The organism is Pseudomonas sp. LAMO17WK12:I5 (assembly GCF_900215165.1).
GTDB lineage: Bacteria > Pseudomonadota > Gammaproteobacteria > Pseudomonadales > Pseudomonadaceae > Aquipseudomonas > Aquipseudomonas putida_A.
Genome location: NZ_OBDS01000003.1, coordinates 164386 through 177076 on the forward strand (window position 1 = coordinate 164386; position 12691 = coordinate 177076).

Genomic DNA, 12691 nt, shown 5'->3' on the forward strand with positions numbered 1-12691 from the left:
TCCGTCCGGACGAGCGCATGGAGAGTTTTTTATGTCAGTTTCCGCCCCGAACGCTGTCCTCTCGGTCAGCGGTATCGGTAAGACCTATGCGCAACCGGTGCTCACGGGCATCGACTTGACGCTGATGCGCGGTGAAGTGCTGGCGCTGACCGGTGAGAATGGCGCCGGTAAAAGCACGCTGTCGAAGATCATTGGGGGGCTGGTTACGCCCACCACCGGTCAGATGCAATTCCAGGGCAAGGACTACCGTCCGGGCAGTCGCACCCAGGCCGAAGAGCTTGGCGTGCGCATGGTCATGCAAGAACTCAATCTGCTGCCGACCCTGTCGGTGGCGGAAAACCTGTTTCTCGACAACCTGCCGAGCAACGGCGGCTGGATCAGTCGCAAGCAATTGCGCAAAGCCGCGATCGAGGCCATGGCGCAGGTTGGCCTCGATGCCATTGACCCGGACACCCTGGTCGGCGAACTGGGCATTGGCCATCAACAGATGGTCGAAATCGCACGCAACCTGATCGGCGATTGCCATGTGCTGATCCTTGATGAACCGACTGCGATGCTCACCGCCCGCGAGGTGGAAATGCTCTTCGAGCAGATCACTCGCTTGCAGGCGCGTGGCGTCTCGATCATCTATATCTCGCACCGCCTCGAAGAGCTGGCGCGCGTCGCGCAACGCATTGCCGTGCTGCGTGACGGCAATCTGGTCTGCGTCGAACCGATGGCCAACTACAACAGTGAGCAACTGGTCACCTTGATGGTCGGTCGCGAACTGGGCGAACACATCGACATGGGCCCGCGCAAGATCGGCGCCCCGGCCCTGACGGTCAAGGGCCTGACCCGCTCCGACAAGGTGCGCGATGTATCCTTCGAAGTGCGTGCCGGCGAGATCTTCGGGATTTCCGGGCTGATCGGGGCAGGGCGCACCGAATTGCTGCGACTGATCTTCGGCGCCGATCTGGCCGACAGCGGCACGATTGCGCTGGGTTCGCCGGCACAGGTGGTCAGTGTGCGTTCGCCGGTTGATGCGGTGAACCATGGCATTGCCTTGATCACCGAAGACCGAAAGGGTGAAGGCTTGCTGCTCAGTCAGTCGATCAGCGCCAACATCGCCCTGGGCAACATGCCGGAGATTTCCAGGGCAGGAATCGTCAATGCCAGCGACGAAATTTCCCTGGCGCAGCGTCAGATCAACGCCATGCGCATCCGCAGTTCCAGCCCAACTCAGTTGGTGTCGGAATTGTCTGGCGGCAACCAGCAGAAAGTGGTGATCGGCCGCTGGCTGGAGCGCGATTGCTCGGTGCTGTTGTTCGACGAGCCGACCCGCGGCATCGATGTCGGTGCCAAGTTCGATATCTACGCCTTGCTGGGCGAGTTGACGCGTCAGGGCAAGGCGCTGGTGGTGGTGTCCAGTGACCTGCGCGAGCTGATGCTGATCTGCGACCGGATCGGTGTGCTGTCGGCAGGGCGTTTGATCGATACCTTCGAGCGCGACAGCTGGACCCAGGATGATTTGCTTGCCGCCGCGTTCGCCGGCTACCAAAAACGTGATGCGTTGCTCAATGAAGCGGCGCCTAGGGATCTCCCATGAAAACTGCATCTTCCGCCGGCAAACGTAGTGGCAATTTCTACGGTCTGGGCACCTATCTGGGCCTGGCCGGGGCCTTGTTGGCGATGGTGGCGCTGTTCTCGATGATGAGCAGCCACTTTCTGTCCTATGACACTTTCAGCACGCTGGCCAACCAGATTCCCGATCTGATGGTGCTGGCGGTGGGCATGACCTTTGTACTGATCATCGGCGGCATCGACCTGTCGGTCGGTTCGGTGCTGGCACTTGCCGCTTCGACAGTCAGCGTGGCGATTCTCGGCTGGGGCTGGAGCGTGTTGCCGGCCGCGTTGCTCGGTATGGCGGTGGCGGCACTGGCGGGAACGGTGACCGGTTCGATCACCGTGGCGTGGCGCATTCCGTCGTTCATCGTTTCGCTCGGTGTGCTGGAAATGGCCCGTGGCCTGGCGTACCAGATGACCGGTTCGCGCACCGCCTACATCGGTGATTCGTTTGCCTGGCTGTCGAACCCGATCGCGTTCGGCATTTCGCCGTCGTTCATCATTGCCTTGCTGGTGATATTTATTGCGCAAGCTGTGCTGACCCGCACCGTGTTTGGTCGTTACCTGATCGGTATCGGCACCAACGAGGAAGCGGTGCGGCTGGCCGGGATCAATCCAAAACCGTACAAGATTCTGGTGTTCAGCCTGATGGGGCTGCTGGCCGGGATTGCCGCACTGTTCCAGATTTCCCGTCTGGAAGCTGCAGACCCGAATGCCGGCTCCGGTCTCGAATTGCAAGTGATCGCCGCCGTGGTGATCGGTGGCACCAGTCTGATGGGTGGCCGTGGTTCGGTGATCAGCACCTTTTTCGGTGTGTTGATCATTTCGGTACTGGCCGCCGGTCTGGCGCAGATCGGCGCGACTGAGCCAACCAAGCGCATCATCACCGGCGCGGTGATTGTCATCGCGGTGGTGCTCGACACCTATCGCAGCCAACGCGCCAGTCGACGGGGCTAACAGATGGCAACGATCAAGGATGTGGCGGCGCTCGCGGGGATTTCCTACACCACGGTTTCTCACGTGGTGAACAAGACGCGCCCGGTCAGCCAGGAAGTGCGGTTGAAGGTCGAGGCAGCCATCAAAAGCCTCGACTATGTGCCGAGTGCGGTGGCCCGTTCGCTGAAAGCCAAGACCACTGCGACCATTGGCTTATTGGTGCCCAACAGCCTCAACCCGTATTTTGCCGAGTTGGCACGAGGTATCGAGGATTACTGCGAGCGCAACGGCTACTGCGTGATCCTCTGCAATTCTGACGACAACCCGGAAAAACAGCGCAGCTATTTGCGCGTGCTGCTGGAGAAGCGCATTGACGGCCTGATCGTCGCCTCCGCCGGTGGCGACATCGGGCTCGCGCAAGGGCTGGCCGGGGTGAAGACGCCAATGGTCATCGTCGACCGCGGGCTGGATGGCGTCGACGCCGATCTGGTGCGCATCGACCATGAGTATGGCGCTTATCTGGCGACGCGGCATCTGCTGGAGCTGGGCCATCGCGACATCGCCACCATCGGTGGTCCGTCGAGCACCAGCGTGGCGCAAATGCGTCAGGCCGGTTTTTGTCGGGCGCTGCAGGAGGCGGGCATCAAGGTGCGGGCCGAGCGCATGCTGGAAAGCGATTTCACCAGCACTGGCGGTTACAACGCGGCGGCGATCCTGCTTGAAAGCAATCCGCCGAGTGCGATCTTCGCCGGTAACGACATGATCGGTATCGGTGTGCTCCGCGCGGCGGCCGAGCGCAATGTCCGCGTACCGAGCGAGCTGTCGGTGATCGGCTTCGACGATATCCAGATGAGTCGCTACGTGTACCCGGCGCTGACCACGGTCGGCCAGTCAATCCTGCAGTTGGGCGAGATGGCTGCCGAAGTGTTGCTGCGAAGGATTGCTACCCCGAGTCTGGTCACCGATCAACGGATCGTGACCCCGAGTATTGTCTTGCGCGAATCGACTGCGCCGCTGTCCGGCGTATTCACCGAGTACCGCTGAAACCGAATTGACGAGTAGTGATGTATGCCAGCAAATGTAGTGGTAATAGGCAGCCTGAACATGGATCTGGTCACCCGGGCACCACGGCTGCCCAAGGGCGGTGAAACGCTGATCGGTCATTCCTTTGCCACCGTGTCCGGCGGCAAGGGCGCCAATCAGGCAGTCGCTGCTGCGCGCCTGGGTGCGCGGGTGGCAATGGTCGGCTGTGTTGGCAACGATGACTACGGCGTGCAATTGCGTGATGCATTGCTGGCCGAGCAGATCGATTGTCAGGCGGTGAGCACGGTCGAAGATTCCAGTGGCGTGGCGCTGATCGTGGTCGATGACAACAGTCAGAACGCCATCGTGATCGTTGCTGGCGCCAACGGTGCAATGACCCCGGCAGTGATCGACCGTTTTGATGCGGTGCTGCAAGCGGCCGACGTGATTATCTGCCAGCTCGAGATCCCGGATGCAACGGTAGGGCATGCGCTCAAGCGTGCACGTGCGTTGGGCAAGACGGTGATCCTCAATCCGGCGCCAGCCAGTCGTCCGCTACCGGCAGACTGGTTTGCCGCCATCGACTACCTGATCCCCAACGAAAGTGAAGCATCCGCGTTGAGCGGGTTGTCGGTCGATTCGCTGCAAAGCGCAGAAAGCGCTGCCAACCAGTTGATCGCAATGGGCGCGGGCAAGGTCATCATTACCCTCGGTGCGCAAGGTTCACTGTTTGCCAATGGCAAAGGTTTCGAGCACTTCCCGGCGCCAAAGGCGCAGGCGGTCGATACCACCGCCGCGGGCGATACCTTCGTCGGCGGTTTTGCTGCGGCGCTCGCCAGTGGCAAATCCGAGGCCGAGGCGATCCGGTACGGGCAGATCGCGGCAGCGCTGTCTGTGACCCGTGCCGGCGCACAACCTTCCATTCCAACCATGTCCGACGTACAGGCGTTCAAACCCGCATGAAAAAGACTCCTCTGCTCAACGTCGCGTTGTCGCGGCTGATCGCCTCCCTGGGCCATGGTGACATGGTGGTCATCGGTGACGCCGGACTGCCGGTGCCACCGGGTGTTGAATTGATTGATCTGGCTCTGACCCACGGCGTTCCGGATTTTGTCAGTACCCTGAAAGTCGTGCTCAGCGAGATGCAGGTGGAAAGCCATGTGCTGGCCAACGAAATCCTCGACAAGCAGCCGACCGCCCTGGTCGCGCTGGACGAGTTGCAAGAAGAGGGTGCCCTCGGTCGGCGCGATCTGCTGACGCATGAGCAATTCAAGGTTCTCAGCCGACAGGCGCGGGCGATTGTTCGTACAGGCGAATGTCAGCCGTACTGCAACATCGTGCTGGTGGCCGGGGTAACGTTCTAATCGGGTTCCGACCCTTTCATTTTCATCAGCACAAGGAATGCGCCATGCACCGCTATGCTCAAAAACTCCACCAATTGCTTCGGAGTCTGCTGCTTTTGTCTTTTATTACCGCCACCGGCGCTCAGGCTGCTGAAAAGATCGACCTGATCATCGACACCGACCCTGGCGCCGACGACGTGGTCGCTTTGCTGTTCGCCCTGGCTTCGCCGGATGAACTGAACATTCGTGCACTGACCACCGTGGCTGGCAACGTGCGCCTCGACAAGACATCGCGCAACGCGCGCCTGGCTCGCGAATGGGCAGGGCGCGAAGACGTTCCGGTGTATGCCGGTGCGCCGAAACCGCTGATGCGTACGCCGATCTACGCCGAGAACATCCATGGCAAGGAAGGCCTGTCGGGTGTCACCGTGCATGAGCCGAAAAAAGGCCTGGCCGAAGGCAATGCGGTCAACTACCTCATCGACACCCTGAAAAAAGCCAAGCCGCACAGCATCACCATCGCCATGCTTGGCCCGCAAACCAATCTGGCGCTGGCGCTGATCCAGGAGCCGGAGATCGTCAATGGCATCAAGGAAGTGGTGATCATGGGCGGTGCGCACTTCAATGGCGGCAACATCACCCCGGTGGCCGAATTCAACCTGTTCGCCGACCCGCAAGCGGCGGAAGTGGTACTCAAGAGCGGCGTGAAACTGACCTACCTGCCGCTGGACGTGACCCACAAGATCCTCACCAGCGACGCACGCCTGAAACAGATCGCTGCACTGAACAACAACGCAAGCAAGATTGTTGGCGACATCCTCAACGAGTACATCAAGGGTGACATGGAGCACTACGGCATCCCGGGCGGCCCGGTGCACGACGCTACCGTTATCGCTTACCTGCTCAAGCCTGAGCTGTTCACCGGTCGTTCGGTGAACGTTGTGGTGGATAGTCGCGAAGGTCCGACTTTTGGCCAGACCATCGTTGACTGGTATGACGGTCTGAAGGCGCCGAAGAACGCCTTCTGGGTGGAAAATGGGGATGCTCAAGGCTTCTTCGATCTGCTGACCGAGCGTCTGAAGCGCTTGAAGTAAGGCTGTGACCCGCAGGTGCCAGCCTGCGGGTTTTTATTTTCTCTCGGTGTCCTGCGTGTTCTCGCCGTCATGCTGGTACCGCTCGAACACCTGGGCGATAAACGTTTGTGCGCCCTGGGTTCCCATCGTCTTGACCAGCAGATCGATGCTGATCAATGCCAACTCCTCCGCACTGCCCGGGCTGTACGAGCTGTGCCCCTTCGGCCAATGAACCTTGATGTCGGCGGAGATGCTTACGGTGTTCATGAGTGCGCTCGAAAAGTCGGAAATGTCTGAAAGCGAGTTAACCACTTTGGCGGGCGTTTGGCACTGCGACTTAGGCATGAGCGCGTCGCTATGCGACACTTGGTCTTTTCCGGCTGATCCAAGGAATGTGCTGTGCAGATCGATTTGAACACCCCCGACGGCCTCACACTCGACGCTGTGCGCCAGTTGCTGGCGTCGGCCAGCGATGATGTGCACACGCAGCTGCGTGTGACCAAGGGTGGGATTGCCTATATCTCTTCCGGTGTGACCGGCGGCCAGGATATTGATGGCCTGCTGTTTCGCCTGGAGACCTGGGCCAAGGGCTCGGGGTATGTCGGCAAGGTCGCGGCCAGTGATGAAGTCTGGGTGATGCAGATTTTCAATGCGCTGAAAGACAACTGGCCGAATCCGCCGCACGATTACATCGACGTCTATTGAGCTTCGTTAATATTCGGTGACGATTGCGTGAGGATGCGATGCGCGCACTTCAGGCAGACTCAGCGTTTTTTCCGGATCGTGGGGCAGGGTGACAGCATCGGTTGTGAAACCAAACGCCGGATTGGTGGTCGCACGATCTCAGCTTAACCATTTGAAAAAAGGAGGCTTCATGCCTTTGAAGTTCGCGTCTCTGGGTGCACTAATGGCCGTTGCCATGTTGGCCGGTTGCAGCACAACCTCCAGCGAGTCGGCAAAGGATCCTGTGGCGACCGATGCTGGTCATAGCCGCTGTGAAGCAAAGGCAGCGGAGTTTGCCATCGGTAAAAAGGCTTCGCCGGAACTGCTCGATCAGGCTCGTGCCAAGGCTGGCGCGCAAAACGCCCGCTTCCTCAAGCCAACCGACATGATCACTCTGGAGTACCGTTCCGATCGCTTGAATCTGAACACCGACAACAACCTGGTGGTCACTCGCGTCAACTGCGGCTGATCTCAGACCGCTTTTGTTGCAGGTATAAAAAACCCCGTCACATGGGCGGGGTTTTTTTAGTGCGCCGGGAAATTACTCTGGGCGAACTTGTGCAGCTTGCATACCCTTTTGGCCTTTCTCAGCCACGAAAGAGACGGTCTGGCCTTCTTTCAGGCTTTTGAAACCGTCGGATTCGATAGCTTTGAAGTGTACGAACAGGTCGTCACCGCCACCTTGAGGAGTGATGAAGCCGAAGCCTTTTTCATCGTTGAACCATTTAACGGTGCCGGTTTGGCGATTAGACATGGTGTATCTCCAAGAAACATATATTTTCAGTAGTACTGTGCTGCTCAGGCCAACTGGGCACACCGGAGTATCATAGTCGAAATGTTCGCTTTGGTAGCCCCCCGGACGTGCTGTTTGCTTTCATATTGCATCGATTTCAACCTCTGAAATGTCTGCAAGCCCCGGTTTCAGTGGCTTTCAGCCGAGTGAAGAGGGTGTAAAAAAAGCTATAAAACCTGCGTAAATTATCGATTTTGGGGTCTTTTTGGCGGTTTTCAGCCTGCTGGACGCCCGAAAAAACATTCGTCAGCGCTTATTTCTGCACGCGGCAAACCGAGATTTCTTTCAGCGCGCGCTGACCCAGTTCACCACTTGGCGGGGTGTTCTTGTCCATCAGTTGCGCGATCTCTTGCGTGGTGAATTTCTTTTCCAGAACGTCGGCACCGCAAGCGCAATGTTTATTGGCTTCGGCCGGATTGACGCTCTTGCTGGCTGCGGCGGTGCAGTCGTTCATGTATTGGGCTTTGACGCCGGCAGGCCAGGCCGCGTTGGCGCTCAGCGGCAGCAGCAGGGCCAGCGGGGCCGCGAAAGCAAAAAGTCGGATGAGGCGCATGTCGGAAACTCCTTGGGTTGATATCGGCGACGATTCTCAGCCTATTTGAGGCAAAGCGTATATCCCAAGTTCACTTCGCGCCGCAAAAATGCGCAAATCAGCAACACCTCAATTCGATGACGTCGATGACCGCTCATCTGTGCTAGCATGCCGGGCTCAAGCGTTCTCAGGCTCCGGATGGCCTTCAGCCCCGGCAGCGGTCAGCGTGCGAAAATTCTGATTTGAATCCCAGTCACTCTGGTTCGGTTTTCCGGTTGGCCGCAAGGCTCCTGCCGCTGTAAGGCAGGCGTTCGTCATTGAATGGCCTGGATCGGATCTTGTACTGGCTCATCCCAACCCACGTGACCTTTGGTAGGGGTCACCACTAGGAGAGGAGGCGCCATGCCAACTATTACTCTTCCCGACGGCAGTCAACGTTCATTCGATCACCCGGTTTCCGTAGCCGAGGTCGCCGCATCCATTGGTGCCGGTCTGGCCAAGGCCACTGTGGCCGGCAAGGTCAACGGCAAGCTGGTCGACGCCTGCGACATCATCGACAGCGACGCGACGCTGCAAATCATCACGCCAAAGGATGAAGAGGGGCTGGAGATCATTCGCCACTCTTGTGCGCACCTGGTTGGCCACGCGGTCAAGCAGCTGTACCCGACTGCGAAAATGGTCATCGGCCCGGTTATCGACGAAGGCTTCTATTACGACATCGCCTTCGAGCGTCCTTTTACGCCGGACGACATGGCCGCCATCGAACAGCGCATGCATCAGCTGATCGACAAAGATTACGACGTCATCAAGAAAGTCACTCCGCGCGCCGAAGTGATTGAAGTGTTCAAAACCCGCGGCGAAGACTACAAGCTGCGTCTGGTCGAAGACATGCCGAACGAACAGGCCATGGGCCTGTACTACCACGAAGAATACGTCGACATGTGCCGCGGCCCGCACGTGCCGAACACGCGTTTTCTGAAATCCTTCAAGCTGACCAAGTTGTCCGGCGCCTACTGGCGCGGCGATGCCAAGAACGAGCAATTGCAGCGCGTTTACGGCACAGCCTGGGCTGACAAGAAGCAGCTGGCGGCTTACATCCAGCGCATCGAAGAAGCTGAAAAGCGCGACCACCGCAAGATCGGCAAGCGCCTGGGCCTGTTCCACACCCAGGAAGAGGCGCCGGGCATGGTGTTCTGGCACCCGAACGGCTGGACCCTGTATCAAGTGCTCGAGCAGTACATGCGCAAAGTGCAGCGCGACAACGGCTACCTGGAGATCAAGACTCCGCAAGTGGTCGATCGCAGCCTTTGGGAGAAATCCGGACACTGGGCCAACTACGCCGACAACATGTTCACCACCGAGTCGGAAAGCCGCGACTACGCCATCAAGCCGATGAACTGCCCGTGTCACGTGCAGGTGTTCAACCAGGGCCTGAAGAGCTACCGCGAGCTGCCGATGCGACTGGCCGAGTTCGGTGCCTGCCACCGTAACGAGCCATCAGGTGCGTTGCACGGCATCATGCGTGTGCGTGCGTTCACTCAGGACGACGCCCACATTTTCTGCACTGAAGAGCAGATGCAGGCCGAATCCGCTGCGTTCATCAAGCTGACCATGGACGTTTACCGCGATTTCGGCTTCACCGATGTCGAGATGAAACTGTCCACTCGTCCGGAAAAACGCGTAGGTTCCGATGAGCTGTGGGATCGCGCCGAAGCGGCACTGGCTGCAGCCCTTGATTCCGCGGGTCTGCCGTATGATCTGCAGCCGGGCGAGGGTGCGTTCTACGGTCCGAAAATCGAGTTCTCGCTGAAAGATTGCCTCGGTCGCGTCTGGCAGTGTGGTACCTTGCAGCTCGATTTCAACCTGCCTGTCCGTCTCGGTGCTGAATACGTCTCCGAAGACAACAGCCGCAAACACCCAGTGATGTTGCACCGGGCGATCCTCGGTTCCTTCGAGCGTTTCGTCGGGATTCTGATCGAGCATTACGAAGGTGCATTCCCTGCGTGGCTGGCGCCAACCCAGGCAGTGATCATGAATATCACTGATAAACAGGCAGATTTTGTTGCAGAAGTAGAAAAAACTCTCAACGAAAGCGGATTTCGTGCCAAGTCCGACTTGAGAAATGAAAAGATCGGCTTTAAAATCCGCGAGCATACTTTGCTCAAGGTTCCCTATCTTTTGGTTATCGGAGATAAGGAAGTCGAGATGCAGACTGTCGCTGTGCGTACTCGTGAAGGTGCTGACCTGGGCTCGATGCCCGTCGCCCAGTTCGCTGAGTTTCTCGCGCAAGCGGTTTCCCGGCGTGGTCGCCCAGATTCGGAGTAATTATTATTAAGCGTGAAATGAGACAAGATAAACGAGCTGCACCGAAAGCCCCGATCAACGAGAATATCTCGGCACGCGAGGTTCGGTTAATTGGCGCTGATGGCGAGCAGATTGGCATCGTCTCGATTGATGAAGCGCTTCGTATTGCTGAAGAAGCAAAGCTTGATCTGGTAGAAATCTCTGCTGACGCAGTCCCACCGGTTTGCCGGGTGATGGACTACGGCAAATCGATCTTCGAGAAGAAGAAGCAGATTGCAGCAGCGAAGAAAAACCAGAAGCAGATTCAGGTAAAAGAAATCAAGTTTCGTCCAGGGACGGAGGAAGGGGATTACCAGGTAAAACTGCGCAACCTGGTACGTTTCCTGAGTGACGGGGACAGGGCCAAGGTATCCTTGCGATTCCGCGGCCGTGAGATGGCCCACCAGGAGCTGGGGATGGAACTCCTCAAGCGGGTTGAAGCTGACCTGCTCGAGTACGGTTCGGTCGAACAGCATCCTAAGATGGAAGGACGCCAGCTGATCATGGTCATCGCCCCGAAAAAGAAGAAGTAATCAACAGGGCACGGCAGGCCTTCTGATTATGTTTATCAACTGAATGCGGAGTATCCGAACATGCCAAAAATGAAAACCAAAAGTGGTGCTGCTAAGCGGTTTCTGAAAACTGCTAACGGTATCAAGCACAAGCACGCTTTCAAGAGCCACATCCTGACCAAAATGTCGACCAAGCGTAAGCGTCAACTGCGCGGTAGCAGCTTGCTGCATCCGTCTGACGTGGCAAAAGTCGAGCGCATGCTGCGCCTTCGTTAATTTTAGTCAAGAATAGAGGAAGTAACTCATGGCTCGTGTAAAGCGTGGCGTCATTGCCCGTAAGCGTCACAAAAAAATTCTGAAACTTGCTAAAGGCTACTACGGCGCACGCTCCCGCGTATTCCGTGTTGCCAAGCAAGCGGTAATCAAGGCAGGCCAATACGCCTACCGTGACCGTCGTCAGAAAAAACGTCAGTTCCGCGCTCTGTGGATCGCTCGTATCAACGCTGGTGCTCGTGTTAACGGTCTGTCCTACAGCCGTTTCATCGCTGGCCTGAAAAAAGCGTCCATCGAGATCGACCGTAAGGTTCTGGCTGATCTGGCAGTGAACGAAAAAGCGGCGTTTGCTGCGATTGTCGAGAAAGCTAAAGCCACCTTGGCTTAAGTACCCCCGACAGTCACCCGGCCTCACCTCTGTGGGGCCAGGTGTTAAACGTCATAAATAGGGGAAGAGCCTTCAAGCTCTTCCCCTATTTTGTATCTGGAGTCTGTACATGGAAAACCTGGATGCGCTGGTCTCTCAAGCACTAGAGGCTGTGCAAAGCGCTGAAGATATCAATGCCCTGGAGCAAATCCGGGTTCAATACCTTGGCAAAAAGGGTGAATTGACTCAGGTGATGAAGACCCTGGGGAATTTGCCGGCAGAAGAGCGTCCGCAAGTCGGCGCCCTGATCAACGTTGCCAAGGAGCGTGTTACAGGCGTTCTCAATGCGCGCATGGCTCTGTTTGAAGAAGCCGAACTGGCTGCCAAACTGTCTGCCGAATCCATTGACGTGACGTTGCCGGGCCGTGGCCAGACCTCCGGTGGTCTGCATCCTGTGACCCGGACTCTGGAACGAGTCGAGCAGTTCTTCACCCGCATCGGCTACGGCATCGCCGAAGGCCCTGAGGTCGAAGACGACTATCACAACTTCGAAGCGCTCAACATCCCAGGCCACCACCCGGCCCGGTCGATGCATGACACTTTCTATTTCAATGCCAACATGTTGCTGCGCACCCATACCTCGCCGGTACAGGTCCGCACCATGGAGTCCAAGCAGCCGCCGATCCGCATCGTTTGCCCTGGCCGTGTGTATCGCAGCGACTCCGATATCACCCACTCGCCGATGTTCCACCAGGTCGAAGGCCTGCTGGTCGATCGCGACATCAATTTCGCCGACCTCAAAGGCACCATCGAAGAATTCCTGCGGGTGTTCTTCGAAAAAGAGCTGGCCGTCCGTTTCCGTCCTTCGTACTTCCCGTTCACCGAGCCATCCGCTGAAGTCGACATGGAATGCGTGATGTGCAGCGGTAAAGGCTGCCGCGTCTGCAAGCAGACCGGCTGGCTGGAAGTCATGGGCTGCGGCATGGTGCACCCGAACGTGCTGCGCATGTCCGGCATCGATCCGGAAGAGTTCTCCGGTTTTGCCTTCGGCATGGGTGTCGAGCGTCTGGCAATGCTCCGTTACGGCGTGAACGACTTGCGTCTGTTCTTCGACAACGACTTGCGGTTCCTCGCGCAATTTCGCTAGTCGTAACGAATTCTTAGGAGAGCA

At 57.9% G+C, this 12691-nt stretch carries 16 protein-coding genes; 13 read left to right on the forward strand and 3 right to left on the reverse strand.

The genetic code is table 11. The annotated features are described in order from the left end of the window. The first annotated feature begins 31 nt into the window (after positions 1–31). Genes CRO59_RS06190 through CRO59_RS06215 form a run of 6 tightly spaced genes read left to right on the forward strand, consistent with a single transcriptional unit; the run spans position 32 to position 5998 of the window. A complete protein-coding gene (locus CRO59_RS06190) occupies positions 32–1585 on the forward strand; it encodes a sugar ABC transporter ATP-binding protein (protein WP_027611550.1) in 1554 nt (517 codons plus the stop codon). Continuing rightward, entirely contained in the window at positions 1582–2559 is a 978-nt protein-coding gene (locus tag CRO59_RS06195; protein ID WP_007961238.1) for an ABC transporter permease, read from the forward strand. Before CRO59_RS06190 ends, CRO59_RS06195 begins: the two co-directional genes overlap by 4 nt. A 3-nt stretch (positions 2560–2562) precedes the next feature. Continuing rightward, the gene (locus CRO59_RS06200) at positions 2563–3582 is read left to right on the forward strand and encodes a LacI family DNA-binding transcriptional regulator (protein ID WP_027611551.1); all 1020 of its coding nucleotides are present in this window, start codon (positions 2563–2565) and stop codon (positions 3580–3582) included. 24 nt (positions 3583–3606) lie between these two features. After that, positions 3607–4524 (forward strand): ribokinase, encoded by a 918-nt coding sequence (gene rbsK, locus CRO59_RS06205; protein ID WP_097088684.1) that lies wholly within the window; start codon positions 3607–3609, stop codon positions 4522–4524. After that, the gene (gene rbsD / locus CRO59_RS06210) at positions 4521–4925 is read left to right on the forward strand and encodes a D-ribose pyranase (RefSeq protein WP_027611553.1); all 405 of its coding nucleotides are present in this window, start codon (positions 4521–4523) and stop codon (positions 4923–4925) included. Before rbsK ends, rbsD begins: the two co-directional genes overlap by 4 nt. Positions 4926–4969: 44 nt before the next feature. Further along, complete coding sequence (locus CRO59_RS06215; RefSeq protein WP_096796176.1) at positions 4970–5998, forward strand: nucleoside hydrolase; 1029 nt, start codon at positions 4970–4972, stop codon at positions 5996–5998. Positions 5999–6031: 33 nt separating this feature from the next. Here CRO59_RS06215 and CRO59_RS06220 read toward each other — a convergent pair whose 3' ends face one another. After that, positions 6032–6244, reverse strand: coding sequence for a hypothetical protein (locus CRO59_RS06220; protein ID WP_096796226.1), 213 nt, complete (start codon positions 6242–6244; stop codon positions 6032–6034). A gap of 132 nt (positions 6245–6376) precedes the next feature. Here CRO59_RS06220 and CRO59_RS06225 point away from each other — a divergent pair, with 132 nt between their 5' ends. Beyond that, complete coding sequence (locus CRO59_RS06225) at positions 6377–6682, forward strand: hypothetical protein (RefSeq protein ID WP_097088685.1); 306 nt, start codon at positions 6377–6379, stop codon at positions 6680–6682. A gap of 169 nt (positions 6683–6851) precedes the next feature. After that, on the forward strand, positions 6852–7169 hold the full coding sequence (locus CRO59_RS06230; protein WP_007961248.1) for an I78 family peptidase inhibitor: 318 nt from the start codon (positions 6852–6854) through the stop codon (positions 7167–7169). 72 nt (positions 7170–7241) lie between these two features. Here the strand turns inward: CRO59_RS06230 and CRO59_RS06235 are convergent, their stop codons facing one another. After that, entirely contained in the window at positions 7242–7454 is a 213-nt protein-coding gene (locus CRO59_RS06235) for a cold-shock protein (protein WP_003179963.1), read from the reverse strand. 292 nt (positions 7455–7746) lie between these two features. Next, a complete protein-coding gene (locus tag CRO59_RS06240) occupies positions 7747–8046 on the reverse strand; it encodes a hypothetical protein (protein ID WP_003226370.1) in 300 nt (99 codons plus the stop codon). Between the two features lie 381 nt (positions 8047–8427). Here CRO59_RS06240 and thrS point away from each other — a divergent pair, with 381 nt between their 5' ends. From thrS to pheS, 5 genes are all read left to right on the forward strand, one after another. Beyond that, positions 8428–10350 (forward strand): threonine--tRNA ligase, encoded by a 1923-nt coding sequence (thrS, locus tag CRO59_RS06245; RefSeq protein ID WP_097088687.1) that lies wholly within the window; start codon positions 8428–8430, stop codon positions 10348–10350. After that, positions 10350–10901, forward strand: a complete 552-nt coding sequence (gene infC, locus CRO59_RS06250) for a translation initiation factor IF-3 (protein WP_170929410.1) — start codon at positions 10350–10352, stop codon at positions 10899–10901. Before thrS ends, infC begins: the two co-directional genes overlap by 1 nt. 60 nt (positions 10902–10961) lie before the next feature. Further along, positions 10962–11156 (forward strand): 50S ribosomal protein L35, encoded by a 195-nt coding sequence (gene rpmI, locus CRO59_RS06255; protein WP_002553160.1) that lies wholly within the window; start codon positions 10962–10964, stop codon positions 11154–11156. A 28-nt stretch (positions 11157–11184) separates the two neighbouring features. Next, positions 11185–11541, forward strand: a complete 357-nt coding sequence (gene rplT / locus CRO59_RS06260) for a 50S ribosomal protein L20 (RefSeq protein ID WP_002553161.1) — start codon at positions 11185–11187, stop codon at positions 11539–11541. Between the two features lie 109 nt (positions 11542–11650). Beyond that, positions 11651–12667 carry a phenylalanine--tRNA ligase subunit alpha gene (gene pheS, locus CRO59_RS06265; RefSeq protein ID WP_003226365.1) on the forward strand — a complete coding sequence of 339 codons (1017 nt, stop codon included), beginning with the start codon at positions 11651–11653 and terminating at the stop codon, positions 12665–12667. Positions 12668–12691: the final 24 nt, after the last annotated feature.